The organism is Waltera intestinalis (assembly GCF_009695995.1).
GTDB lineage: Bacteria > Bacillota > Clostridia > Lachnospirales > Lachnospiraceae > Acetatifactor > Acetatifactor intestinalis.
This window is the reverse complement of record NZ_VUMU01000007.1, coordinates 111,798-138,034: the sequence shown is the minus strand read 5'-3', so window position 1 is coordinate 138,034 and position 26,237 is coordinate 111,798. Positions and strand designations below refer to the sequence as shown.

Here is a 26,237-nt window from a genome sequence, read left to right as displayed (position 1 = left end):
CAGCGTTCATCCTGAGCCAGGATCAAACTCTCATGTTAAAATGGTGTTTGTGTCCTGCCAGTTTTATCTGGCATTGTTTACTGTTAATTCGGGTAGCTTCTCGATCTTTCGATCGATCTGCTTGTTCATGAATTTCTCTGAAAATCTTGGAATTTTCAGGGTTGCATTACTGTTTATTTGTCAAAGATCAGTGATTCTTCGTTGCTGTTGTTCTCAGCGGCAACTCTGATATCTTATCATGACCGCTTTTGTTTGTCAACAACTTTTTTAAAAACTTTTTTGTCTTGAAAAACTTTCGTTTTTCGCGGCAGGTTTTTATATTACCATATCTGCCAGACATCTGTCAACAACTTTTCCGAAATCTTTTTGAATTTCTTTTTCGTTGTTGTGTTGTCTCGGTACTGCCCTGACAACGAATCTGAGTATATCACCCCACATATCACTTGTCAACATTATTTTTTGAATTTTTTACACAAATTATCCCCTGTCATGCAAATTCCGCATGTACAGGGGATTTTTACAACTTTTCTATTCTATTTTACGAAGAAAGGAAGCTTTTGTCCGAGCTGTTCGATCAGGTATGCCAGGTAATTGTTTTCATACAGACATGTAAGGATCTTGCTGTCTCTGGTGTAATCTACGATGACCTGTCCCAGGGTTCCCAGGTCTCTGAAGATGTCAAATGCATATATTGTCCAAACAATTAGGACAGTTTCCAATATTCCAACCACAATACCTAGTAATTTGTCCAGGCTATGTACTATAGGTAGTTTTGAGATTACCTTTGCAGAGAAAAATACCACATTTAGTAAATGGTGTACCAGTCCGATGGCTGCCAGCAACAACAGAGTGATGATCACATTGAAAAACCTTCCGTCAAAGTAACTGCTCAGCGCATTTCCCAGCAGGAACAGTACAACACAGGTGATCAGCAGGGAGATCAAAGAGATCAGGGATCTCACCATTCCCTTTTTATAACCGTCCACCACCATGCAAAGCAAGATCACTGCTGTAATAATAAGCAATAAATTCAGGTTCATTCGTATACTCCTTTATTTTAACTGTATGGTATCTATTGTATTATCCGTCACCAGGTAATATTTGTAGGATCCTCCTGCCGGAAGCATAAGCCGTACGCTCTTGCCAAAGTTCCCCCGGTATTTTTCCACACCCTCTGTTGTGAAGATCTGACATTCCGACTCGTTGTAGATCACCATGGCATCCTCTTCAAAAAATATATCTGTATAATCCACATCAAAATAATAGCTCCCCACTTTTACCGCCGAAGCATTATATACATCCATGCGGTATTTGGTCTCCGCCTGATCCGATAAAAATACCAGTCCTACATATTTCTCGCTGTAAAAAACTGACTGGATCTCATCATCATAGAGATATTCTCCGATGGTTACCGGCTTCTGCGATCCGCTAAAAATCATCAGACGGCTGTCACCTGCTGCGAAGGCGGTATCATTATTCATAAACTGCACTTTCGGAACGACCAGATCGGAATAGGTATAAGCGCTGACCATATAGTCACTCTGGTTCGCACCTACCGGACCGAAATTATAGAATACCACGTTGGATTTCACCACTCCTGCATCTACATATAAGTAGCTGACCGCCAACAGCTCTCCGCTCGGGGACAGACTGATGGAGATGGGATATCCTCCGTCATTCATATGTGCCTGTCCGGTGTAACTGTTGCTTCCGTCCGCTTCGTAGGTCATGATCCAGGTCGCATCTGTGTCCGCCAGTGTTGCCGTTACTCTGCCGGTGTCCGCTACCGTAATATTACGAATTGGCATGGTCGTGGTAATGGTTCCCAGCTGTTTCTCCGTATTCTGTACATAAATCTCACGACCATTGTAACTACCGATAGCTGCCACACTTCCGCAGGTAGCAAGCTTCACATCCTGGATAACATAAGTCTGATTCCATTTCACATTTCCCTTTGCATCCGTACAATGTGCACCATCCTTACTATAGGTAAGGATTCCGTTTTTCAGACGAACATCTATGGCATCTGACGAAGTCTCCCTGTTTACAGAGGACACGGTATCATAACCTGTGTAAATATGCCGCTTCGCCTGCACCACCACCAGTGCCAGCGCCGCTCCCAGTGCCGCAGCTACCAAAAGCACCCGGTATACAATGGTCAGTTTATGTTTACGGATCTTTTTCTTATAGTCATCCTGATTCTTTTGCCGTTTTTCTTTTTCTTTCAGATAATTTTTAATATCTGCTGCCATGCATTTATTTCCTTATGTATTCTTATATCTAATGATCATCATGACCATTGTGTAACATTAACAGTATACCATAATCTTACCTTTTGAAAATAAGTTTTTTACGGCAGAAGGATTTCCTGTCCGATTTTGATGTCATCCGGATCTGTGATTCCATTCAGTGCACAGATTTCTGACACTTTTGTATTGCTTCCGTAATTGCGTAAAGATATACCGATCAATGTGTCACCTTTCTTGATCGTATAAGCCGTCGGCTGTGCCACAGCTGCCTGTGTCTGTGGTGTTTCCGATTCCACTGTCACTTCAGGTGTCGGTTCCGATGTCGGTGTCACTTCCGGCTGCGGTTCTTCTGTCACCTCTGTTGTGTTTTCCACAGCAGCTTCGGTCTCCATCGTCTCCGGCACAGTGGTCTCCGCTGTAGCTGTCGCGTTCTCTGCCATGGCATTGTTTTCCCGCCGCAGTGCAGCTTCCAGCTTGTCCTCTGCCACGAGTGTACTGACCTGGTTCTGTTCCTCCACCGCATCCGGTAATTTCTGCTCCATGAGACTGCTCATCGCCTGCCTGGCCGTCTCCTCCAGGGATTCCCCGGTGTTTTCCTGCCGCATCAGTGCCAGTGCCATAACGCACAGCAGTACGAACACTCCCGTGGCTGCCATCTTCATCCGGCGCAGTCCCTCCGTAGGCATGGGAATAATATTATCCCTATGTTCCGCTCGTCCGGTATATTCGACACGCCCGGCATGTCCGCTTTCCTGTCTCTGTCTGCGTTCTTCCTGCCGCTTCTTTACGACCTCATATTTTTCCTGATCTAGTTTCTCCGGTTCCGCTTCCTCTCCCCGGTTCTCCAGCATATACGCCAACATGCTGTCATTTTTTTCATAAAATTGTGCATAACCTGCCACATACCGGCAGATCTCCTGCTCACAGATCCGGAAGCCTTCCACCATCTCGCCATTCAGGATCTGATATCCTAAAAATGTCATTTCCGGAAAATACTTTTTCCGCAGCTTCTCGATCTCCTGCTCCTGTGCCTGGGACAAGTGCCGTATCGGTTTTTGCAGAAAATTCAGTTTCGCCGAACCATAGGCGAACAGATAAGCCACACCATTCTCCGTCGTCCGTCTGCCATACAGCGCAATGGCAATGTCTTTGTTCTGTGCCATTCCGTTCATTTGTTTTATGTAAGATACCACATAATCTTCCACATAGACTCTGCAGTGCTTGTCCGCCTCTCCGATCTGCGTTATATTTTTCGGTAATTCCATACAAAAAACACCTCCCATGCCGTTTCTATCAGTTATCACTAACTATATCATCCGCACAGGAGGTATTTTAGCGTTCTTTGTCGCGTCCTTAAAAAAATACTTCGACAAAGTTTGCATAACTATTTATTTACTCGAATTTGTATACGGTCACAGAATCATAATCACCATTTTCCCCACCAAAGATATAAGAAGGGAAGTTCTCATGATGAATAGTATCCGGATAATACTGGGTCTCCAGGGCAAATCCGGTTCTATTGTCATAGACTGCACCTGCTTTGCCCTCCTCCGGTGCGATAAAGTTGCCTGCATAGAACTGTACGCCGGGCAATGTGGTATATACCTTCATCACTCTGCCGCTCTTCGGTCCTTTTGCAGTCGCAATATGTTTCAGGCTGCCATCCCAGTCATCAATGCAGAAATTATGATCATAGCCACCTGTCAGCTTTAACTGTTCAAAGTCTGCTTCAATATCTCTTCCGATTTTCTTCGGCTTTGTGAAATCCATGGGTGTGCCCGCCACTGCGCAGATCTCACCGGTAGGAATGGATCCCGGTACCACAGGTGTGAAACGGGAAGCCCCCAGCCATAATTCATGGTCCTCAATTCTGCCGGTACCTTGTCCGTCCAGATTAAAATAGGAATGATTGGTCAGATTAAAAATAGTCCGTTTGTCACTGGACGCATGATAATGCAGTCTTAAGGCATTCTCCTCGTCCAGGGAATAGGTGACGGACACCTTTTTATGTCCGGGGAATCCCAGATATCCATCCTCGTCCTCCAGAGAAAAGGTGACACTGTTATCTCCCGGTACCGCATCCCAGATTCTCTTATGGAAGCCCAGCTCAATATGTGTGTGCAGGTTGTTGGGTCCGTCATTTTGATCCATCCGATAATCCACACCGTCTAATGTATATGCTGCCCCTGCGGTACGGTTCGCACAGGGTCCGATCACTGCACCGAAGAAGCTGTAATTCTTATAATAACGGTCCACGCTGTCAAAGCCCAGTGTCACATCAGCCGTCACACCTTGCGCATCCGGTACCAGGATTCCTACCAGATTCGCACCGAGATCTGTTACCTTTGCCTGCATTCCCTTGCTATTGCTCAGGGTATACAGAGATATCTCTCTCCCTTCCGGGCTTTTTCCAAATACACTTTTTGTTACTGCCATTGTCTTCTCCTCCCACATTTATACATTTTCTCTGCTGCTTATAACTCCACTCTGCCTTCTAAGGCACGGAGTAATGTTACCTCATCGATATATTCCAGATCACCACCCACGGGCACTCCGCTGGCAATTCTGGTCACCTTGATCCCGGTCGGTTTGATCAATTTACTGATATACATTGCCGTAGTCTCGCCCTCCAGGCTGGAATTGGTCGCAATGATCACTTCCTGCACATCTCCCTGCAGGCGTTCCATCAGTTCCTTCAGCTTGATATCACCGGGTCCCACGCCCAGCATGGGAGAGATGGCACCATGCAGGACATGATACACACCTTCGTATTTGCCGGTCTTCTCATAGGCTGCCAGGTCTCTGGTATTCTCCACCACCATGATCGTATGATGATCTCTTCTAGGATTTGCGCACACCGGGCAGATTTCCTTATCCGTCAGGGTATAACACTCCTTACAGTACCGGACATTGGCTCTGGCCTCGATCATGACATTCGCCAGTCTGTCCACACGGTCCTTCGGCATATTGATCAGGTGAAAAGCCAGTCGTTGTGCGGACTTACTGCCAATCCCGGGCAGGGCTGCCAGTTCATCTATTAATTTATTGATCTGTCCGCTGTAAAGTTCCATTAGAAAGGAAATCCTCCTAAGCCTCCGGTCATTTTGCCCATGAGCTCTGCATTGGCTTCGTCAGCCTTGCGCAGTGCCTCGTTGGCTGCTGCCACGATAGCATCCTGTAATGTCTCGATATCCTCGGGATCCACGATCTCCTCTGCCAGTTTGATGGATGTGATCTCTTTTTTACCGTTGATGGTCACTTCCACAGCTCCGCCGCCTGCGGATGCAGAGAACTCCCTGGTCTCTAATTCCTTCTGTCCCTCTTCCATCTGACGCTGCATTCTCTGTGCCTGCTTCATCAGATTGTTCATATTACCGGGCATTGCGCCTCCGGGGAATCCACCTCTTTTTGCCATGTTACTGTTCCTCCATATCATTTATAATTGATTTCTCCGTGCTACGCATTCTCGAAATCATAATATATTCGCATTTCGGACTATCGTCCTGCGAGTGAGTTATTATTATATCTTACCTTATCTGCAAGCCTGTCGCAATCCTAAATTCACGCAGGATCACTCCTCTTCGTCTATCTCCATGTTAATGACCTTGCCAAGATCTACGTAATTGTCCTCGAACTGGCGGTTACTTTCCACCGTCTGGATCGTCACTTCGATCTCCTTTCCGGAAAAGTCGGACAATAATGACTCCAGCTGCTGCTTATTCTGCTCGTGGGCTTCTCCTTTGAAATAATCAGAAGCCAGTCCGTCCTCCAGCACCACCATGAGCTTATTGTCTCCGCCCAGGCTCAATCTGGCATTTTTCAGATACATCTTCATAGGATTCTCCGCATTGCCTACGATAGATGGCCATTTCCGCACGATCTCCTGTACATCCTCGGGGATAGCCTTTGGCAGCTCCGGTTTGGATCTCGCCGCGCCACCCGGTGCTCCCCCTTGTACTCCGGGAGTGCCGGCAGGCATTTGCGCCGTAACGACAATGCCGTTTTCCACTTTTTCCTCTACCTGACGGATTCGATCCAGAACAGCTTCCTGATCTGTCTCCATCTCCGGCTTGCACAGCTTGATCAGCGCGATCTCTACCAGGATACGCTTCTGCGCCGCATAGCGGATCTGTCCGGACAGTTCAGAGAAAATATGGATATAGCGGATGATCTGATCCATGGAAAGCATGGAAGCTTCTTCCTTCAGATTCGCCAGATTATCCGTGGACATATCTATGACATCCTCCAGATTATCCGCTGTCTGTACCAGCATCAGATTCCGCAGATACCAGGTAAAGTCCGTGACGAACTGTACCAGTTCTCTGCCCTGCATGACAATCTCTTCCAACAGTTCAATGCATCCTAACACATTCCGGTCCATGACGAAGCGCAACAATCTGCTGAACACTTCCGTATCCACTGCCCCCAACACATCCAGGGTCATGTCGTAGGTCAGCTCCTTGCCCAGATGGAATGCAATACACTGATCCAGAAGGCTTAGCGCATCACGCATGGAACCGTCCGCTACTTTCGCAATGTAGCGCAGAGCTCTGTCCTCCACCTGTACCTGCTCCGTGTCCATCAGTTCCTTCATGCGATCCGTGATGATATCAATGGAAATTCGTTTAAAATCATATCTCTGGCAACGGGACAGGATCGTAATGGGGATCTTGTGCACCTCTGTGGTCGCCAGAATAAAAATAACATAAGAGGGCGGCTCTTCCAGAGTTTTTAACAATGCGTTGAAAGCTCCGGGGGAGAGCATATGCACCTCGTCGATGATGTAGACCTTGTATTTTCCCTCCGCCGGGGAATAGGATACCTCGTCGATGATCTCACGGATATTGTCCACACCGTTGTTGGAAGCCGCGTCGATCTCGATGACATTCATGCTGGCTCCCGCCGCAATGGCCTTACAAATACGGCATTCCCCACAGGGGCCGTCCTCTGTGGGGTGTTCGCAATTCACTGTTTTCGCAAAAATCTTCGCCACCGTAGTTTTACCGGTACCTCTCGTTCCGGTGAACAGATACGCATGGCCGATCCGGTTCGCCCGTAGCTGATTCTTCAGTGTGGTCACGATATGATCCTGACCTTTGACATCGGAAAAAGCATCCGGACGAAACTTCCGGTATAGCGCTGTATATGACATGTGTTTTCTCTCTTCCTAACTTTGTTCTGCCGTGAAGACTTTCTTAATCGCCAAAGCAGATGCCCAGCATCTTCGCCTCCCGTACGATGGTGGCATCAGGGTCCACGGTCTTAAGCTTCCCCGCTACATCCTCTAACGGAACTCTTACGATCTCACGGTTCTTATAGCCTACCATGAAGCCGTACTGGTTGTCCAGGATCAGCTTGCCTGCCTCGGAGCCCAGACGGCTGGCGAATACTCTGTCGTAAGGGCAGGGGCTTCCGCCTCTCTGCATATGACCAGGTACGGTGACACGTACTTCTCTGCCGGTCTCCTCCTGGATCTGCGCAGCCACTTCATAGGATACGGAAGGGAACGGATATTTTTCCATCTTTTTCTTGTAATCTTTTTTCGGAAGGGCTGCATCCTCTTTGGAGATAGCACCCTCGGCTACCGCGATGATGGTAAAACGGCAGCCTTTTTTGTCCCTGTCTTCGATCTTCTCGATCACCTTATTGATATCATAAGGAATCTCGGGAATCAAAATGATATCCGCACCGCCGGCCATGCCTGCATTCAGGGTAAGCCATCCTACCTTATGTCCCATCACTTCCACGATAAATACTCTGCCGTGGGAAGCCGCTGTAGTATGGATGCAGTCGATGGCATCCGTTGCAATATCCACTGCACTCTGGAAACCGAAGGTCATATCGGTGCCCCACAGATCATTATCAATGGTCTTGGGCAGTGTTACGATATTCAGGCCTTCCTTGCGCAGCAGGTTTGCGGTCTTGTGAGTACCATTACCACCTAAGATCACCAGGCAGTCTAACTGCAGCTTGTAATAATTCTGCTTCATAGCTTCGACTTTATTCAGTCCGTTAGGGTCCGGATCCTGAATCGTCTTGAAGGGAGTACGGGAGGTTCCCAGGATCGTTCCTCCCTTGGTAAGGATACCGGAGAAATCCTTGTCCGTCAGCATTCGGAAATTACCGTAGATCAGTCCTCTGTAACCATCCAGGAAGCCGTAGATCTCCACCTCTTCCTTACCGTTCGCCAGTGTCTTCACCACACCTCTCATAGCTGCGTTCAGGGCCTGACAGTCACCACCGCTCGTTAACATTCCGATTCTCTTCATCGTAGGATCCTCCGTTTCTATATTTCATTATTTTCTCTTGCGTCTACTATAACTATCCAACATTTTGAATCGCTATTTCTATTTTAATACATTTGTTTTCATCTGAAAATAGTTTGTTGTAATTTCCAAAAGATTTCGATGTCCTGCAAACAAAAAAGAGTAACCGGAGTTCTCCGGTCACTCTGCATTGCCATCTCTGAAAAATGTATCCAGTTTTCCCAGACATTTGATCAATGTCTGCATTTCTTCCTCGTCCAGATCCCGAATGATCGTATGGATCATTTTCCTGTGGAAACCTCTATGATGGAAAAAGGCTTTCCGCCCCTTCTCTGTCAGGGTCACCAGCACCACACGTTTGTCCTGTGTGCTGCGGTTACGCTCCAGGTAGCCTTTTTTCTCCAGACTGTTCATATTCGTGGTCAGGGTTCCCACAGTGACGTGGAGTTCCCCCGCGATCCGGGACATACTCTTTGGTTCCTCGATACCGATAGCCTCCAGAATGTGCATGTCATTATTCGTAATATCCTTAAATTCTTCTGTTATGACCGCCTTTGCCTCTGCATCCATCACGTTATGGAACAGGTTCACCAGCAGTTCATTCAGCACCCGGTTGTTGCTCTTCTCCATAGTGTCCTCTACGCTATCTGAAATACCTCTGTCGTATGTCCGAGATTTTTCGAAGCTGCCTTCTCCGACAGATATCCATCGTGTACGGCGCTCCGAATCATTTTCAGTATATCGTCTACCAGGTCATCACGCAAGCCCCAATCGTAAGTCCGGCATCCGACAACGCTTCCTCAATGCATTGCGGTACCCGTCTGGTGGCAAACCGATACACTTCCTGTCCATCCATCTGAATAAAATGCTCTCTGTCGTCCATCGGCTGGTTTTGATCTGTTTTTACCTCCGAAGTCCTTGCATACGGGGTTGTCAGTTCCCTCGCATCGCATTGTAAGACGCCACCGCCCCGGTCTGGGCAAGTGCCTCCAGGATCAGTACTCCGGGCATCACCGGATTTCCCGGGAAATGTCCGGCAAAATACAGTTCATTGAAGGTTACGTTTTTGCGTCCCGCCGCTCTCCATGCCTTCCGCCACTACGGCGTCTGCTCCTGCCCGCTCCATCATCTTCGCCATAGCTACACTTGCCACCACCGGGATGACCTTCACTCCGGCATTTTTCCACAGCTCCATGAATTTTCCGGGGTTTCCCGCACCTGTCGTTACCGCTTGTACTCCTTCTTCCACAACGATCTTCGCTACTTCTTCTGCGTTGGGATTGAGCAGCATGATATTCACGCCGAAGGGCTTGTCGGTCAGCTCTTTGCATTTGCGGATTTCCTCCCGGACGACCTCAGACGGAGCGGAAGCGGCACCGATGATGCCTGCGGATTCTTGCCTTCAGGCAGATATTCCGTTCTTACGCATGCTCCTGAATATATCTGATAACATCACCTACAGTTGCCAGATTTTCCAGTTCCTCAGAAGGAATGGGCACTCCGTATTCCTCCTCAAATGCCATTACCAGTTCAAACAGATCCAGGGAATCCACTTCCAGATCCTCCTTGAAACGGGTTGCCTCTGTGATTTCTACATTCTCCCGGTTTAACTGTTCTCTGATGATAGCTGCTACTTTCTCTAACATGTTTTTGCTCTCCTTATGCATTTAAAGTCATTCTTCGTCAAATTATTTCGACTATCAAAGTATTTAAATGCAATATACTACGCAGATGTTGTTCTTTCAACATCTTTTTTTATTATTACCTCTATACATTATTTTCATTGCTCTGGCGGTAAAATCAGGATTTTTCGTTTCTCCCCTTGCCAAACCGGCATTTTTCAGATAAAATAATCTACGTTGTAATCTTTTGGAGACGTATCGAAGTGGTCATAACGGGGCGCACTCGAAATGCGTTAGCCCTTCTCGGGCACGTGGGTTCAAATCCCACCGTCTCCGCGCATAAAAAGCCGATAATCTGTGAAAACAGACTATCGGCTTTTCGTTTTAGAAAAATGTGCAAAATATGTGTTTATTTTCCAGAAAAATGTGTTACGTCTCCCGCAGGATCTGCATGATCGTATCATAATGCTCCGGATCATGTGGGAAGGTGCAGTCTGAGCAGTCCTTGATCCGTCTGCCGTTTTTCTCGAAATACCGGGGATTCCCTGGGCAGTGCTCCAGGCGGTACATGGGGCAGTAGCAGAACAGGCAGTTGAACTCCGTAAGGCCCTTATGACAGGGGAAATATTTACAATTTTTATTTTCAAAAAAGCGATAAGAATTTTCCATTTTTAATACCCACATCCTTCCATAATCCGCAAAGTTTGTGCATTGGCGTGAACTTGTGCGTGAAACATAGAACTTCTTCACGAAAGAGCCCTTGCTCTGAGTGATCAGAAGTTCTTTTCACACTTCACACTACACTTCTTCCGCCATGCACATTCCATGGGCAATCTTCTGCTCTTTCAGCTGTTCCTCCAGCTGGTTCAAGGCATCATCTTCATCCTCTGCAAACACCATCGCCTGATAGACTTCCTCCGGTCCTTCCGGTGCCAACGCTGTCACCTCATACATCTGCATGGCAATTACCTCTTTCTTCCGTTTCTATACGAATGCCCTTTACCGCTGTATCCGACATTTTCATTCAAAATGCATATTCACCCTTATCTTTATTTTATACCCGTTTCCCCGTTTTTTTGCAAGCGAAAAGCGCCACTCCAGGGAAGAGTGCCGCTTTTCAGGAGAGATTTATGTATTGAATGTTGCTGGCGAAATATTAGCCCTTGACACTTCCCATTGCCACGCCCTGGACAATGAACTTGGAAAGGATCAGGTATACTACGATAACGGGGAAGATGGAGAATGCGATGGTCACATACACCTGCCCCATATCGAACTTCAGGAAGTCTGCGGAACGCAGCTGGGCGATCAGGATAGGTAATGTCTTCATCTTGTCGTTATGCAGAATCAGTGCCGGTGTGAAGTAATTGTTCCAGCTGCTTACAAATGTGAAGATCGCCTGTACTGCGATGGCGGGCTTCATCAGAGGAAGCACGATGGTATTGAAAGTACGGAACTCACCGGAACCATCGATTCTCGCTGCCTCTACCAGAGACAGGGGCAATGCGCTCTCCATGTACTGCTTCATATAGAAGAAAGTAACCGGAGCAGCGATTGCAGGAACGATCAAAGGAATAAAGTTATCTTCCAGTTTCATGTCTGATACTAACTGCAGGAAACCAAGTGCGGTAACCTGTGTAGGGATCGTCATGACTGCCATAATGAATGTGAACATAAACTTTTTGATCTTAAAATCATATACATGAATCGCATAAGCGGTCATAGTTGAGAAGTAGGTACAGAGTGCTGCGCTGCACAATGCTACGAACAAGCTGTTGAACATGCCTCTTACGATGGGTAATGTTCCTGCCATAACTCCCTGCCAGTTTTTCAGCAGGTACGTGCTGGGAATCGGGGTAAAACCTTTGGTCAGTTCTCCGTGGGATCTGGTTGCGTTTACAAACAGCACATAGAACCAAAACAGACACAGGAAGCTTACCAGTATCAATACTACATATGCAAGAATTCTTCTGGCATGGATACCCATACCTTTTTTTGTTTCGTTTGTTTCGATACTTAACATGTCTGCCACCTCCTATCAATCTTTCTTGTTGGAGAACTTGAATACAACGAGACTCAGGAGACCTGTGATAATAAACAGGATCACGGAGAGTGCACCGCCCATACCATAGTTCTTACTGAACAGATGCTTGTTCAGATACATGATCAGAGTCATGGTAGATCTCATAGGATCACCGGTACCATTGGTCAGGATCTGAGGTACATCAAACATCTGTAAGCCACCGATCAGGGATGTGATCATTACGTAGATCAAGATCGGGCGAAGCAGAGGTAATGTAATCTTAAAGAATACCTGTGTAGAGGTTGCGCCATCTACTTCTGCTGCCTCGAAAAGGGATGTATCAATACCCATCATACCAGCCATCAGGAGAATGGTGGTATTACCGAACCACATCAAGAAGTTCATAAATGCTACAAGAGATCTGGTACTCCATTCGTTGGAGAGGAACTTATAGGGTTCGCTGATCCATCCAAGCTGCATCAAGATCTCATTGATCGGTCCGCCCTCAGAGAACAATGTGAAGAACAACATTGCAAATGCTGCTGCCATGATCAGATTCGGCAGATAGATCACTGTCTTAAAGAATCTCTGTCCTTTTAATCTGAGGCTGGGATCCGAGAACCATGCCCCCAGCACCAGAGATACAATAATCTGCGGAATAAATCCCATGATCCACATGATCAATGTGTTCTCGGTATAAATCCAGATATCGGGATTTTTGAAAATTGTAATAAAGTTCTGTAATCCGACAAAGTTGGGACCGATCTGTGTCAGTCCGGAACGATAGTTCTCAAAAAAGCTGTAATAGAATGTTCTGAAAAGTGGAACTAACTGGAATATCAGATATACTACAATGAAAGGAATCAGGAAAATATAACCCCATTTATTGTAGCTTACCACCTTTCCGCGTTTTACCTTTGCCATAAATCATTCCTCCCTTTAGTTGCCATGCATACCTTCTGCATGGATTGTCGTGCCATAATTTCCGATAAGGCTCGCAGCAGATCTCTTACTTGCATTTTTTACTTATAAAAAAGCTTCTGCCAGCCTTCTCTTTTTCTTATTCTTCCTGCTTTTCCCTTTTTTGAGAGAAAAACCGTACCCACCTGACCAACCAGGCAGGTACGGCTCTCAATTACTTATTTTCAGCCAACTACTTATCTAATTCAGATTAGTGAGTAAGCTCAGGATACTTCTCTTCTACTGCTTTGTAGAACAGATCCAGAGCACCATCCAGATCAGTCTTGCCTTCGAAGTAGTTCTTCATAGCATTCTGGAAGCTCTCGTTACATCCCTGATCGTAAGCGGACAGATTGCTCAGATCGATCTTCTCAGCACCTGCGCAGTACATAGCCAGAGGGTTCTGACCGCCCAGTACTTTGCTTGCGTAAGAGGTATCTGCTGCCATAGCTTCCATTGCAGGTACGTTGTTTACGAAATCATTATCATCTTTAACGATGTCGGTCATGATATCGGTATCGGTGGTCATCTTCAGGATGATGTCCTTAACAAGGCTCGCATTGTCAGTGCCCTGTGCTGCACATACCCAAGTACCACCCCAGAAGAAGCCCTGAGGTCCTTCGGTAGCGCCCCACTTACCGGCATTAGCGATAGATCCGTCAGTATCTGCTGCCATAGAGAAATCTACGAACCAAGCGGGTCCAAAGTAGCAGAATACCTTGCCATCGGGATAGAAGCCTTTGCTCCAGTCATCAGACCACAGATCGTAAGTATTGGTTTCTTTAGCGTCAACCATCTTCTTGGAGTCCTCAACCCACTTCATAATGTTGTCATCTACTACGATCTTGCCATCCTGTACCCACTTACCGGATACGTTGTTAGAGTATACACGATAGGTATCGTTAGCAGAAGAAGTCATGAAGTAACCGGCTTTCTTCATAGTCTCAGCGGTTGCGGTAAAGGTATCCCAGTCAGCTACTGCCTTCTGAACCTCTGCAGGATCATCAGATCCAAGTACTTCCTTAGCTACGTCACGGCTGTAGATCAGGACACCGGGGCAACCCTGCCATGAAACTCCCTTCAGAACACCCTTGGAATCAGTAACGATATCCTTGGTGTACTGATACTGATTAGCCAGATCTGCATCTGTAATACCCAGATCAGCGATGGGCATTGTATAATCGGTATCTACATATTTCAGAGCGTAGTCAGCCTCGATCAGGAACATATCGATCTTGTCATCAGCTGCTGCATCAGCCTGCTTTAACAGGTTAGCATCCAGATTGTTCTGATAAGCGTTGTCATTACTGGGTGTAATGTTCCACTTAACAGTTACATCACCAATCTTACCGGTGGTACCGTCAACCTCTTCATATCCAGGATAGTGAGCGATCAGACGGCTCTTGAACTCTTCGTTCCAAGCGTAAATGTTGAGGACTTTTCCTTCCTCAGCTGCAGGTTCAGCTGCTACCTCGGTAGAAGCTGCTGCTTCGGTGGATGCTGCGGGTGCTGCCTCACTGGAAGCTGCTGCAGGAGCATCGTTGCTGCTGCCACAGCCTACCAGCATGCTAGCAAGCATAGCGGTTGTAAGTAAAGCACTAAGTACTTTTTTCTTCATGTTTGTTTCCTCCCATTTTTTGTTGAATGTTTGTTGTAAGTGCTTGTTGCATTTATCTTCATATGGTTGCGGTTACGGCGCTTCCATATAAATGCCTGATTATTTGTCTGTCGGAATCTGTGCTACCGACTTGCCTTCCACTACCTTACCGGGTACTATGACCTGTTCGATAATGGTGGTCTTGGGTCTCTCTATGAGGCTGATCAGTTCTCTGGCTGCCAGACAGCCGATCTGTTCAGTATCCTGTTGGACTGTGGTCAGCCTGGGCTCCAGCTGTCTTGTGAACTGAATCCCATCGTATCCTGCCACCGAGATGTCTTCGGGGATCCGTAGTTCCCTCTCCCTGATAGCATTGATGCCTCCGAAAGAAGCGAAATCATCCGGAAAGATGATACATGTCGGTGGATCCGGAAGATCCAGTAATTCGTTGGTCACACGATAGGTTGTGGTTGTATCTCTGTAGGCTGCCTCTCTGATGTACTCATCGGGAACCTGTAGTCCCAGTCGTTCTGCCGTCCGGTAGAAGCTGGATAATCGTCCCGAGGTAACCGCTGACATTGCGCCGTGTATATAGGCAATTTTTCTATGTCCTCTGCTATATATGTATTCCAGCAGTTCTTTCATACCTGCCACATTGTCCGACATGATCGCGATACGGTTATTAAACAGATAGTCAATAGTAACTACTGGGATGGAACTCTGTACTAATTCGATGACTTCGGGATCTGCGAAATCGATACAGGCGAGCACCACTCCGTCAAAGCCTCTGTACCTGCTGTGTTCCAGGTAGGACATCCGATCCGGACGGTTCTTACAGCTGTTAATAAAGGTAATGTCGTAACCGCTCTTCTCTGCTGTCCTTTTGAAGCTGTCCAGTACACTGGAAAAGTAATCATGGGTCAGACCGCTTTGTGCTTCGTCTACGAAGAGGACTCCTATTCCATAAGTTCTGTTCGTCTTCAGTGCTCTGGCGGAAAGGTTCGGGGAATATCCCATCTCCTTGGCTACCCGTCTGATATTTGCTTTGGTTTCTTCTCCAATGTCCTTGTGGTCGTTCAGTGCCTTGCTGACAGTTGCAACGGAGACTCCACAAATCTTGGAAATGTCTTTCAATGATGCCATACCGTTCTCCTGTTTCATGTCTTCGTCATTTCATCCGACCTGTTTTGTGACTTAATCGTTTTCGTAATTTTAATATATACCACCTTTGAGCATTTTGCAATACTTTTTTGCAGTTTTTTTCTAAAAAGTATCCACTTTGTCTATAATTAACAATTTCAAATAAGCGTTTTTGTATATTTGGCTTGTGCAGCAATCGGGTTTCTTCTATATAATAGCAAAACATGCGATAACGTTTGCTATTATTTTGTTTCGTAAATCCGCTTTTTTCGAGATCCGTTTTGTTTTGTATCTTCTGTCCATGTTTTTCTTGCGTATTTGTATATATTGCGCATTTTACAGGCTTTTTCAAGATTCGTATTGCATTTTCAGCACTGCTTCTGTATAATACAAATCAGAATTCCGGATTACTTAATCGTTTACTGATCATTAAGCAATCCGCAACGAAAAAGCAAACACTCAACATACAACAACATGAAAGAAGGAGATTTTCTTATGAAGTATGGTCATTTTGATGATGTGCATCAAGAATATGTCATCACTACTCCCAAGACTCCGCTTCCCTGGATCAACTACCTGGGTTGCAACGAGTTTTTCAGTCTGATATCCAACACCTGCGGCGGATATACCTTCTATAAGGACGCCAAACTGCTGCGTCTGACCCGTTATCGTTACAATAATGTACCGGCAGACATCAACGGCAAATATCTATATATTAAGGATGGAGATACCGTATGGAATCCCGGCTGGCAGCCTACGAAGACCGAGCTGGATTCTTACGAGTGCCGTCACGGTATCGGTTACAGCCGTTTCACCTCTTCCAAGAACGGTGTTAAGGCTTCTGTGCTCTCCTTCGTTCCTCTGAATGATAACTGTGAGATCTCTCAGCTGACTCTGACCAACGGAAGCTCCGAGGACAAGAAGCTGTCCATATTCTCTTATGTAGAATGGTGTCTGTGGAATGCCGATGATGATATGAAGAACTTCCAGCGTAACTTAAGCACCGGCGAAGTGGAGGTACAGGATTCGACTATTTACCACAAGACTGAGTACCGCGAACGCCGTAATCATTACGCAATTTATTCTGTAAATACGAAGATTGATGGTTTCGATACCAGCAGAGATGCTTTTCTGGGTGCGTACAGAGGTGCGGATTCTCCCGAAGCGGTCGAGAACGGCAAGTGCACAAACTCCATGGCAAGCGGCTGGTCTCCCATTGCTTCTCATCAGATCAATGTGGATCTGGCAGCCGGCGAGACCAAGACTTTCATCTTCGTACTGGGCTATATCGAGAATCCCGAAGACGAGAAGTGGGAGTCCTACGGTGTGATCAACAAGACCCGCGCGAAGGAAATGCTGGCAAAATACCAGACCGACGCCCAGGTAGAAGAAGCTTTCGCAGCGCTGCAGGCTTACTGGAAACAGTTACTTGCCCGTTACACGGTAGATTCTGCTGACGAAAAAGTAAACCGTATGGTCAACACCTGGAACCAGTATCAGTGCATGGTAACCTTCAACATGTCCCGTTCCGCTTCTTATTATGAGTCTGGAATCGGTCGTGGCATGGGCTTCCGTGATTCCTGCCAGGATCTGCTCGGCTTCGTACATCTGATCCCGGATCGTGCAAGAGAGCGTATCATCGATATCGCTTCCACCCAGTTCCAGGACGGCAGCGCTTACCATCAGTACCAGCCTCTGACCAAGAAGGGCAACTCCGATATCGGCAGCGGCTTCAATGATGATCCTCTGTGGCTCATTGCAGGTACCAGTGCTTACGTAAGAGAGACCGGTGATACCTCCATCCTGACCCAGATGGTTCCTTTTGACAACGATATGAGCGTAGCTGCTCCTCTGATGGATCACTTAAAGCGCTCCTTAGACTATATCATCAACCACAAAGGTCCTCACAATCTGCCTCTGATCGGCCGCGCCGACTGGAATGACTGTCTGAACCTGAACTGTTTCTCCGCTCATCCCGGAGAATCCTTCCAAACCTTCGGTCCCAGTGAAGGACCCGTGGCAGAATCCGTATTCATTGCCGGTATGTTCGTAAAATACGGCGAAGAATATGCCCAACTGTGCGAGCTGATGGGTGATGCTGATGAAGCTGCCCGCGCACGTAAGGAAGTACAGGCAATGTACGATGCAATCCTGAAGGATGGCTGGGACGGCGACTGGTTCGTTCGTGCTTACGATGCTTACAGCCACAAGGTAGGTTCCAAGGAATGTCGCGAAGGTCAGATCTACATCGAGCCTCAGGGCTTCTGTGTACTCGCCGGTGTCGGTGTAAAGGAAGGACTTGCCGAGAAGGCACTGAATTCCGTAAAAGAAAGACTGGATACCAAGTATGGTGTCATGATCTTACAACCTGCATACACGGAGTATCACCTCGAACTTGGTGAAGTATCCTCTTATCCCCCCGGATACAAGGAGAATGCCGGTATCTTCTGCCACAACAATCCCTGGGTATCCATCGCAGAAACTGTTCTGGGCAGAGGTGACAGAGCCTTCGAAATCTACCGTAAGACCTGTCCCGCATACATTGAGGATATCAGCGAGATCCATCGTACCGAGCCTTATGTATACTCCCAGATGGTAGCCGGTAAGGATGCAAAATTCCACGGCGAAGCGAAAAACAGCTGGCTGACCGGTACCGCGGCATGGACTTTCGTAAATATCTCCCAGTACATCCTGGGTGTATATCCTACCCATCAGGGATTATCCGTAGATCCTTGTATTCCTAAGGGCTTCGGCGATTTCTCCATCACCCGTAAGTTCCGTGAGGGCACCTATCACATTCAGGTGAAGAATCCTCAGAACGTGGAGAAGGGTGTGGTATCCATGACCGTAGATGGCAAGGCTGTTGACGGGCACATCATCCCTTACGAAAAGGGCAAGGAAGAGTACAACGTAGTTATTACGATGGGCTAATTCCTTTCAAAACGATTTCTATCCTCCTTAAAACCCCGGCAGTTATGATAACTGTCGGGGTTTTGTATTGTTTTCCAATAGCTTCCGGTATGTAGCATCCATTCCCAGAGCTCCAAGTGGTGCCGTTATGAGGATTGCCAGCACTGCCACTGACAGGACGATCTTGCCACAGGATAATCCCATCGATAACGGTACGGAACCAATAGCTGCCTGTACGGTAGCCTTCGGCAGATAAGCGATCATGCAAAACAGGCGCTCCTTTTTACCTAGTTCCGTTCCCAGCAGACACAACGCCACACCAACAGAACGGAACACCAGTGCCAGCAGGATCATGCCTACCGCTGCCAGACCGGCTTCCATGGTATAGCGGATGTCCACCGCAGCGCCTACCAGCACAAACAGCACCACCTCCGCTGCCAGCCACAGCTTGCCAAACTTGGCAGACAACCTGCCCGTGACTTCCTTAGGTGTCCGCATCTTCAGTGCACATGCCATGCTCACCACTGCCAGCAATCCGGAAAAAGCAACCTTTCCCTTTAACATCGTCTCCAGTGCCATTAACAGGAAGGATAATCCCATAATAATAATGACTTTCATGCTGTTGCGCACGTAACTGCCCTTCCGATATAACAGTTCAAAAAGCTGTCTCAGCAGCCATCCCACCAACGCACCGAACAACACACCGGTCAGAATTGACACCGGAATATTTGCAAAATCCAGTGCATTTACATGTCCGCCTTGCGCCATTCCAACAAAAGCGGAAAACAGCACTATGACATAAATGTCATCGCAGGAAGCTCCTGCCAGGATCATCTGCGGAATACTTTTCTCCGTGCCATAGCCGTTCTCCATAAGGTACACCATCCGTGGCACCACCACAGCAGGTGACACTGCTGCCAGTACCGCACCCATGACTGCCGCATCCATTCTGCTGATATTCAGGATCATGGGGGCAAATATTACAAAAGCAAGCAATTCACAAGTAGCGGGGACGCAGGACAGCATGACTGCGGAACGTCCTACTTTTTTCAGATCCTTCAGATCCAGAGATAGTCCGGCCTTGAGAAGTATAATGATCAGCGCGATCTGTCGCAGCTGTGATGAAATATTCAGAATCGATACATCCAACAGGTTCAGCACATATGGTCCCAGAATAATTCCGGTAAATAACATTCCAATAATGCGTGGCAGGTGAATCTTCTGGCAGATTGCTGCCATAAGAAGTCCCAGCAAAAAAATCAGTCCCAGTGATGTAAGCATAAAAATTTCCTCCATTTTCTCGCAGCAGGACGTTTTGGAGTGTTTTATCGGATATTTTGTTTAAAAATATCTGCTTCCAAAGCATCCCCGAAATCACTTGCCGGGATTTCAAAATCTATAATTCCCACTGCATACGGCTGCAGTACATACTGCCCGGATTCAAAGACAAATCCATCTTCCGTAATGCTGAAGGTCGGGCTTGCCGGACCATTGCCGGTGCCTGCAATGTCCGCTCCATAGATTTCCTGATAAATAGCATCCATGTCTTCCGTGCCATCCAGCACTACCATTTTAATGCTCTTCTCATAATCAGGGTAGAAGCAATCATCCGTTGCCTGCATCTCGGCAGCTTTTTTCGTCACCAGTTCCAGTGCTTTGTCACGGAAGCCGTTTCCGAGACTGTCAAAGGTAATTTTTTCTCCTGTCTGCGTATAATAGTTTCTGTAATCCTGTATGTACCAGCCATGTGCTCCCTGATTATAGCCCTCATTGCCCCATACCACGCTGATCACCTTGTCATCTGCACGGATCACCTGAAATGAAAGTTCTTCATAGCTAGTCATTCCCGACATCTCGCCCTCATAAACTGTACCGAAATCACTATTGTTGATACTATCCAAAAAAGTTTCCACATACGCGTTCAAATCCTTTTGGATCTTGTCCTGCGCTTCTTCATTACCTTCTATCGTGATCGTCGGCACCTGATAGGCGTAGGTGTATTTTCTTTCCGCATCCTCCGGATCACTGCTGCCTTCAAAATCTTCCGTGGCAATCTCCACTTTGCCGGTTGCAACAGTCTCGGTCTGAGTTTCCTGTTGGACCGTGATCTCCGTTCCGACGTTTTCCTGCATACTTTCCTGTATGCTCTCTATCGGGCTGCCGGTCACCTCTGGGATCAGCACGGATTCCTCCTCACCGCATGCAGTACAGGTAAGCAGCAGTCCTGTAAGTATTGTAGCCAATAATTTCTTTTTCATTTTATTTACCTCCCAATGCCAGTATATACAACCATTGCATCATAATGGCATCATGTCCCGACCACGCCCCGCAACACAACTTTCCCCACATATTTTCGGACGAGTTCCGCCATCTGTTCCAGTTTCTCCCGCGAGAAAGCACCAAACAGTTCCGCACCGCCCGGCTTAACAGCATTGCTTTCTGCTGTCTGTGTCATCCGGTACAGGCAGTTATCATTCTCCTGATAACTCTGCAAGTAGTATGCAGGACACCCTTCGATCCATCTGCCGATCTCTTTAAATTCTCCCACGGTATGAATCCCCTTTACCACAGTAGTTCGGAATTCATAGGGAATACCGCTGCTTTTCAGGATACCGATACTCTCCTCAATGCGGGAGATATCCATATGTGGCAGTCCCGCCGCCCGGGCATAATTATCTCTGGAAGCCTTAATATCCATCGCCACATAATCGATCAGGTGCTCCTGTAACAATTCCCACAATACTCCTGGCATATAGCCGTTGGTATCCAGTTTGATGGGATACTCCAGCTCCTTGATCTTTTGCAGGAACTTGCGAAGATCCCGCTGCAGAGTCGGCTCTCCGCCGGTGATACAGACACCCTGGAGGATCCCCTGCCTTTTTTTCAGATAAGCAAGCACTTCCTCCTCCGGAACAGACGGCTGGCATCCGGGATCCAGTACCAGTTCCCCGTTGTGGCAAAACGGACAGCGAAAATTGCAGCCTCCTGTAAAAACAGTGGCTGCAATATGTTCCGGATAATCTAATAAAGTTGTCTTGTTAAAACCATGTATTTCCATACAGCATTCCCTTCGTCCCCATAGGGACTGTATGACTCTTTCTTACGTCCTCGATATCGTAGAATCCCGGATCACCAGTTCTCCGTCGAATACACAGTGCTGGTGTTTCGCTTTTTTCCCGATAATGTCAAACAGAATCCGGGCGGTCTCTCTCGCCATGCTGTCTACCGGCTGCTTTAAAGTCGTCAATGACGGAATAACATATTTCCCGATTTCCACTCCATCAAAGCCTGTCAGGGAAATATCTTCCGGTACCCTGTATCCGGCATCAGACAATGCTTTTCCAGCACCGATTGCCAGCATATCGGAGATTGCGAAGATTGCCGTGCACGGAATCTGCTTCTCCAGGAATTCCTTCGTCACCATGTAGCCATTCTCCAGGGAGTAATCCTCAAGGTCACTCCTCATGGGCAGGATCAGTTCTTCCCTTACTTCTATTCCGTTATCCTTCAACGCCTTTTTATAGCCTTCCAAACGCAGCTTACCGATGGAAGCATCCGTTTTGCGGGCACAGACGATCGCAATATCCTTATGCCCATTCTTACACAGATAGTCCACCATCTTGTAGCTTTCTTTGGTATCATCCACGGTCACGGAAGAATAGGTATTACGGCTGAATCCCTTTGGCAACATTCCGGTAGTACTCAAGATAAACGGTACATGAAGCTGTGCCAGTTTTTCCTCGCTGTGAACCAGATAACCACCGAGAAAAATAATGCCCCGAAGCCTTTTTTCCTTTACAAGCTTCAGTGCCACTTCCACTTCGTCCTCATCATAATCGACATGCTGCAGAACCATGGCATAGGACTTTTCCTTAATCTCTTCTTCCAACACCTTGATCATCTGACTGAAAAAGGAGTTATTGATACCTTTTACCAGCACAGCGATTGCTTTCGCATCCTGTCGCTTCAGATTTCTGGCACTGTTATTGGGTACGTAATTATTCTCTTTGATCACCCTCATGATCATTTCCTTGGTCTCGGGATTGATGTCCGGGTGGTTATTTATGGCACGGGATACCGTGCTGACACCGACACCGCAGATTCTTGCAATGTCTCTGATTGTGATTTCCTCCATGGAGCGCAAACCTTTCCAAGCCTGCAGACTTACCTTCCGTACAGCTTCGTCATGCTGCGGATCCGTCCTGCAAGCTCCTTTGTAAAATCTCCGTTCCCCATTCTCCACTTCCAGTTGATCCCCAGTGTGGAAGGAATGTTGATGCGGGCCTCCGATCCCAATCCGAGATAATCCTGCATGGGAATAATCGCCATATCCGCCACGCTGGCCATTGCCGCACGTACGAATTCCCAGGGAATCTGCTCTCTGGGGATTGCTTCTCCGTCCGCATTCTTCAGACGCAGATAATCGTCACAGAGCTTTTTATCCGCTCCCTTCAGAGTATCGTACCAGCCCATTACAGTGTCATTGTCATGTGTTCCCGTGTATACCACACAATTATGTGTATAATTATGCGGCAGATAATCACTCTCTTCCCGGGAATCAAATGCGAATTGCAGTATTTTCATACCTGGATAACCGGATTTCTTTACTAATTCTATCACAGATGGTGTCAAAAAGCCAAGGTCTTCCGCAATAACTTCTTTTTCTCCCAATTTTTCCTTCATGGCACGGAAAATATCGTATCCCGGACCCTGTTCCCAGTGACCGTGCTCCGCAGTGGGTTCCCCATAGGGAATCGCATAATAAGCATCGAATCCACGGAAATGATCGATACGTACCACATCATAGCGCTCAAAACAGGCTGCCAGCCGCTGCATCCACCAGGCATAACCGGTCTCTTTGTGATGTTCCCAGTTATACAGAGGATTACCCCACAGCTGTCCGGTGGCAGAAAATGCATCGGGAGGGCATCCCGCTACTGCTACCGGCTCACAATTCTCGTCAAACTGGAACAGCTCCGGATTCGCCCAGGCATCTGAGCTGTCAAATGCCACATAAATTGGAATATCCCCGATAATCTTGATGCCGTTATCGTTGGCATAGGTCTTTAGTTTCTCCCACTGTACCTGGAACAGATACTGCTGGAACTGGTAAAACGCGATCTCTTTCGCATATTTTCTGCGATATTTGTCCATAGCCGCAGGAGTTCTCAGTTTGATATCATCCTCCCAGGCTGCCCAACAGATACCACGGAAGCCATCCTTGACTGCCATATATAACGCATAATCCTCCAGCCAGTATGCATTCTTCTGTACAAACTCCTGAAATCTTGCATCTTCTTCAATATGACTATTATCAAACGCTTCTTTTAGCAGGCGGAAGCGACTCTTGTAGATTTTACCGTAGTCCACGGAATGAATGTCGGTACCGAAATCATAAGCATTGCACTGCTCAGCGGTCACATAGCCTCTCGCCACCAGATCCTCAGGATCGATGAAATAAGGATTCCCTGCAAAGGTGGAGAAGGACTGGTAAGGAGAATCTCCATAGCTGGTCGGACCTAACGGCAGGATCTGCCAGTATGCCTGACCAGCTTCTTTTAATCTGTCAATAAATTTGTATGCTTCTTTGGAAAAGCAGCCGATTCCGTATTTGGAAGGCAGACTGCTCACCGGCAGCAGGATTCCACTTTTTCTCATAACATAAATCTCCCGTTGTAACTTTTTCGTTTAACCCTTAACTGCTCCGGCTACCACGCCTTCGATGATGTACTTCTGACAGGTCAGATAGAAGACGATGATAGGGATAACAGACAATACCAACAGTGCCATCATGGCACCCAGATCCTTTGCACCGTAAGAGCCTACCAGATATTGTACCACAACCGGGATGGTTTTGTAATTAGTACTCAGACCAATTACCAGATAGGGCAGCAAATAGTCGTTCCAGATCCACATAGCGTTCAGAATCGCTACTGTGATAGCAGTCGGCTTCAGGATCGGCATTACGACGCCGAAGAAAGTCTGCAGCGGATTACAGCCGTCGATCATGGCTGCCTCTTCGATGTCTAACGGAATAGATTTGATAAATCCGCAGAACATAAATACGGACAGACCAGATCCGAAGCCCAGATACAGAAGCACCATTCCGGGAGGGTTATTTAAGTGAGTCATATTCGCCAGCTTAGACATCGTGAACATAACCATCTGGAAAGGTACGATCATGGAAAATACAAACATATAATACAATACGTTGGTCACACCGGTTTTTACTCTGGTCAGGTAATAAGCGGTCATGGAAGTAAACAGAATGATCGCTGCCACAGAAAATACCGTGATAAAAGCAGACCATCCGAAGGCTGTGAAGAAACCTGTTTTTTCAATACCATTCACATAGTTGGTAAGCCCTGCAAAAGTCTCTGCGGTAGGCAGTGCGAAAGGATTGTTACTGATGAACAGTTTTCCTTTAAAGGAGTTGATCAGCACGAAGAAAATAGGTGTCAAAAATGCAACTACCAGCACACACAGGATACAAAAAATGATTACATTGGAAGTTTTTTTCTTAGTCATTATTGCTCTACCTCCTTACGTCTGGTAAGTACCAGCTGTCCCAGGGCAATGACTGCCACTACAATGAAGAACAGTACTGCTTTGGCCTGACCAACACCTTCAAATCCGCTTCTGCCATAGAAGGTATTGTAGATATCCAGAGCCAGCATAGCTGTCTTTTTGCTGGGTGCTCCAGCCGTCAATGCAAGGTTCTGGTCGAACAGCTTAAAGCTGTTGGACACAGTGAGGAACAAACATATGGTAATAGATGGCATAACCATCGGAATTTTCACTTTGAATAATGTCTGTAACGAAGTAGCTCCATCAATCTCTGCTGCTTCGATCAGATCCGTAGGTACATTCTGCAGTCCGGCTACATAAATGATCATCATATAACCAATCATCTGCCAGTTCATCAGAATGATCAGGCCCCAGAATCCATAGGTCGGATTCGCCACCAGTGTTGTCTCGTATTTTAACAATACTGCGTTAATCATCTGCTGCCAGATATATCCCAAAATGATACCGCCGATCAGGTTCGGCATGAAAAATACGGTACGGAACAGGTTGGTTCCTTTGATCTTTCTCGTCAATGCCAGTGCCAAAATGAAGGCAAACACATTAATGGTGATGATGGACACGACGGAGAATTTTAAGGTAAATCCGAATGCGTTGACAAAATCTTTGTCAGCGAAAATCTTGATATAATTTTCCAGGCCTACAAATTGTGCATTTGTGATCGTCTTGAATTTGCAAAAGGACAGATATACGCCCATAACAAACGGTATGATAAATGCAAAGGAAAATGCGATCAATGTAGGCAATACAAAAATGGGAAAATATCTTTTTAATGTCTTTTGCATAAGCCTTCTCCTTTTTACAAACACGGGGGCCGTGGTACCACCACCGCCCCCTATGTTTGAGATTTCTATAAGATGGATTAAGTTATCGTCTTGTTTTGTA

The 26,237-nt window shown here is 46.8% G+C and carries 25 protein-coding genes, 1 tRNA gene and 2 pseudogenes; 2 read left to right on the top strand and 26 right to left on the bottom strand.

All coding sequences use genetic code 11. The annotated features are described in order from the left end of the window. Positions 1 to 533: 533 nt before the first annotated feature. The 13 genes and pseudogenes from FYJ59_RS07915 to acpP form a co-directional block, all read right to left on the bottom strand. A complete protein-coding gene (locus tag FYJ59_RS07915; RefSeq protein WP_154496306.1) occupies positions 534 to 1,040 on the bottom strand; it encodes a CvpA family protein in 507 nt (168 codons plus the stop codon). 12 nt (positions 1,041 to 1,052) lie between these two features. Next, positions 1,053 to 2,252 carry a DUF5711 family protein gene (locus FYJ59_RS07910; RefSeq protein WP_154496304.1) on the bottom strand — a complete coding sequence of 400 codons (1,200 nt, stop codon included), beginning with the start codon at positions 2,250 to 2,252 and terminating at the stop codon, positions 1,053 to 1,055. Positions 2,253 to 2,350: 98 nt separating this feature from the next. Continuing rightward, positions 2,351 to 3,514, bottom strand: coding sequence for a LysM peptidoglycan-binding domain-containing protein (locus FYJ59_RS07905; protein WP_205839490.1), 1,164 nt, complete (start codon positions 3,512 to 3,514; stop codon positions 2,351 to 2,353). 127 nt (positions 3,515 to 3,641) lie between these two features. Continuing rightward, complete coding sequence (locus FYJ59_RS07900; RefSeq protein ID WP_154496300.1) at positions 3,642 to 4,685, bottom strand: aldose epimerase family protein; 1,044 nt, start codon at positions 4,683 to 4,685, stop codon at positions 3,642 to 3,644. Positions 4,686 to 4,723: 38 nt separating this feature from the next. After that, positions 4,724 to 5,320, bottom strand: a complete 597-nt coding sequence (recR, locus tag FYJ59_RS07895; RefSeq protein WP_022152833.1) for a recombination mediator RecR — start codon at positions 5,318 to 5,320, stop codon at positions 4,724 to 4,726. Next, positions 5,320 to 5,664, bottom strand: a complete 345-nt coding sequence (locus tag FYJ59_RS07890; protein ID WP_118546517.1) for a YbaB/EbfC family nucleoid-associated protein — start codon at positions 5,662 to 5,664, stop codon at positions 5,320 to 5,322. Before FYJ59_RS07890 ends, recR begins: the two co-directional genes overlap by 1 nt. Positions 5,665 to 5,820: 156 nt before the next feature. Continuing rightward, positions 5,821 to 7,401, bottom strand: coding sequence for a DNA polymerase III subunit gamma/tau (gene dnaX, locus FYJ59_RS07885; RefSeq protein ID WP_154496298.1), 1,581 nt, complete (start codon positions 7,399 to 7,401; stop codon positions 5,821 to 5,823). A 43-nt stretch (positions 7,402 to 7,444) separates the two neighbouring features. After that, entirely contained in the window at positions 7,445 to 8,518 is a 1,074-nt protein-coding gene (locus FYJ59_RS07880) for a 6-phosphofructokinase (protein ID WP_154496296.1), read from the bottom strand. A gap of 177 nt (positions 8,519 to 8,695) precedes the next feature. Beyond that, positions 8,696 to 9,145, bottom strand: a complete 450-nt coding sequence (locus FYJ59_RS07875) for a MarR family winged helix-turn-helix transcriptional regulator (protein WP_154496295.1) — start codon at positions 9,143 to 9,145, stop codon at positions 8,696 to 8,698. A gap of 115 nt (positions 9,146 to 9,260) precedes the next feature. Beyond that, complete coding sequence (locus FYJ59_RS07870) at positions 9,261 to 9,398, bottom strand: hypothetical protein (RefSeq protein WP_154496294.1); 138 nt, start codon at positions 9,396 to 9,398, stop codon at positions 9,261 to 9,263. A 77-nt stretch (positions 9,399 to 9,475) separates the two neighbouring features. Beyond that, positions 9,476 to 9,598 (bottom strand): annotated as a pseudogene (locus FYJ59_RS07865) (3-hydroxyacyl-ACP dehydratase FabZ); the annotation flags it as partial. Further along, a pseudogene (locus FYJ59_RS07860) lies at positions 9,588 to 9,902 on the bottom strand (nitronate monooxygenase); the annotation flags it as partial. The pseudogenes FYJ59_RS07865 and FYJ59_RS07860, both read right to left, overlap by 11 nt. Positions 9,903 to 9,936: 34 nt before the next feature. Then, positions 9,937 to 10,161 carry an acyl carrier protein gene (acpP, locus tag FYJ59_RS07855; RefSeq protein ID WP_154496292.1) on the bottom strand — a complete coding sequence of 75 codons (225 nt, stop codon included), beginning with the start codon at positions 10,159 to 10,161 and terminating at the stop codon, positions 9,937 to 9,939. Between the two features lie 225 nt (positions 10,162 to 10,386). On the opposite strand from acpP, the gene FYJ59_RS07850 reads away from it, so the two are divergent. Then, a tRNA-Ser gene (locus tag FYJ59_RS07850) sits at positions 10,387 to 10,473 on the top strand. Between the two features lie 93 nt (positions 10,474 to 10,566). Here the strand turns inward: FYJ59_RS07850 and FYJ59_RS07845 are convergent. The 6 genes from FYJ59_RS07845 to FYJ59_RS07820 all read right to left on the bottom strand — a co-directional run bounded on the left by FYJ59_RS07845 (position 10,567) and on the right by FYJ59_RS07820 (position 15,860). After that, on the bottom strand, positions 10,567 to 10,806 hold the full coding sequence (locus tag FYJ59_RS07845; protein ID WP_154496291.1) for a cysteine-rich small domain-containing protein: 240 nt from the start codon (positions 10,804 to 10,806) through the stop codon (positions 10,567 to 10,569). A 129-nt stretch (positions 10,807 to 10,935) separates the two neighbouring features. Beyond that, on the bottom strand, positions 10,936 to 11,097 hold the full coding sequence (locus FYJ59_RS07840; protein ID WP_154496289.1) for a hypothetical protein: 162 nt from the start codon (positions 11,095 to 11,097) through the stop codon (positions 10,936 to 10,938). 196 nt (positions 11,098 to 11,293) lie between these two features. Continuing rightward, positions 11,294 to 12,160 carry a carbohydrate ABC transporter permease gene (locus tag FYJ59_RS07835; protein ID WP_154496287.1) on the bottom strand — a complete coding sequence of 289 codons (867 nt, stop codon included), beginning with the start codon at positions 12,158 to 12,160 and terminating at the stop codon, positions 11,294 to 11,296. Positions 12,161 to 12,175: 15 nt separating this feature from the next. Further along, positions 12,176 to 13,084, bottom strand: coding sequence for a carbohydrate ABC transporter permease (locus FYJ59_RS07830; protein ID WP_154496285.1), 909 nt, complete (start codon positions 13,082 to 13,084; stop codon positions 12,176 to 12,178). Positions 13,085 to 13,331: 247 nt separating this feature from the next. Next, positions 13,332 to 14,738 (bottom strand): type 2 periplasmic-binding domain-containing protein, encoded by a 1,407-nt coding sequence (locus FYJ59_RS07825; protein ID WP_154496283.1) that lies wholly within the window; start codon positions 14,736 to 14,738, stop codon positions 13,332 to 13,334. A 99-nt stretch (positions 14,739 to 14,837) separates the two neighbouring features. After that, positions 14,838 to 15,860: a LacI family DNA-binding transcriptional regulator gene (locus tag FYJ59_RS07820; RefSeq protein ID WP_154496281.1), complete on the bottom strand. Its 1,023-nt coding sequence runs from the start codon at positions 15,858 to 15,860 to the stop codon at positions 14,838 to 14,840. Between the two features lie 492 nt (positions 15,861 to 16,352). Between FYJ59_RS07820 and FYJ59_RS07815 the strand changes: the two genes are divergently transcribed. Beyond that, a complete protein-coding gene (locus tag FYJ59_RS07815; protein WP_154496280.1) occupies positions 16,353 to 18,788 on the top strand; it encodes a GH36-type glycosyl hydrolase domain-containing protein in 2,436 nt (811 codons plus the stop codon). 42 nt (positions 18,789 to 18,830) lie between these two features. Here the strand turns inward: FYJ59_RS07815 and FYJ59_RS07810 are convergent, their stop codons facing one another. Genes FYJ59_RS07810 through FYJ59_RS07780 form a run of 7 tightly spaced genes read right to left on the bottom strand, consistent with a single transcriptional unit; the run spans position 18,831 to position 26,137 of the window. Then, positions 18,831 to 20,048 carry a cation:proton antiporter gene (locus FYJ59_RS07810; protein WP_154496278.1) on the bottom strand — a complete coding sequence of 406 codons (1,218 nt, stop codon included), beginning with the start codon at positions 20,046 to 20,048 and terminating at the stop codon, positions 18,831 to 18,833. 44 nt (positions 20,049 to 20,092) lie between these two features. Beyond that, on the bottom strand, positions 20,093 to 21,025 hold the full coding sequence (locus FYJ59_RS07805) for a DUF3298 and DUF4163 domain-containing protein (protein ID WP_154496277.1): 933 nt from the start codon (positions 21,023 to 21,025) through the stop codon (positions 20,093 to 20,095). A 50-nt stretch (positions 21,026 to 21,075) separates the two neighbouring features. Further along, positions 21,076 to 21,825: an anaerobic ribonucleoside-triphosphate reductase activating protein gene (locus FYJ59_RS07800; RefSeq protein ID WP_154496275.1), complete on the bottom strand. Its 750-nt coding sequence runs from the start codon at positions 21,823 to 21,825 to the stop codon at positions 21,076 to 21,078. A gap of 42 nt (positions 21,826 to 21,867) precedes the next feature. After that, a complete protein-coding gene (locus tag FYJ59_RS07795) occupies positions 21,868 to 22,902 on the bottom strand; it encodes a LacI family DNA-binding transcriptional regulator (protein ID WP_154496273.1) in 1,035 nt (344 codons plus the stop codon). A 29-nt stretch (positions 22,903 to 22,931) separates the two neighbouring features. Further along, positions 22,932 to 24,425 (bottom strand): 4-alpha-glucanotransferase, encoded by a 1,494-nt coding sequence (gene malQ, locus FYJ59_RS07790; protein ID WP_154496272.1) that lies wholly within the window; start codon positions 24,423 to 24,425, stop codon positions 22,932 to 22,934. A 30-nt stretch (positions 24,426 to 24,455) separates the two neighbouring features. Then, the gene (locus FYJ59_RS07785) at positions 24,456 to 25,295 is read right to left on the bottom strand and encodes a carbohydrate ABC transporter permease (RefSeq protein ID WP_118546499.1); all 840 of its coding nucleotides are present in this window, start codon (positions 25,293 to 25,295) and stop codon (positions 24,456 to 24,458) included. Beyond that, positions 25,295 to 26,137, bottom strand: a complete 843-nt coding sequence (locus tag FYJ59_RS07780; protein WP_154496270.1) for a carbohydrate ABC transporter permease — start codon at positions 26,135 to 26,137, stop codon at positions 25,295 to 25,297. The genes FYJ59_RS07785 and FYJ59_RS07780 overlap by 1 nt, the downstream gene beginning before the upstream one ends. Positions 26,138 to 26,237: the final 100 nt, after the last annotated feature.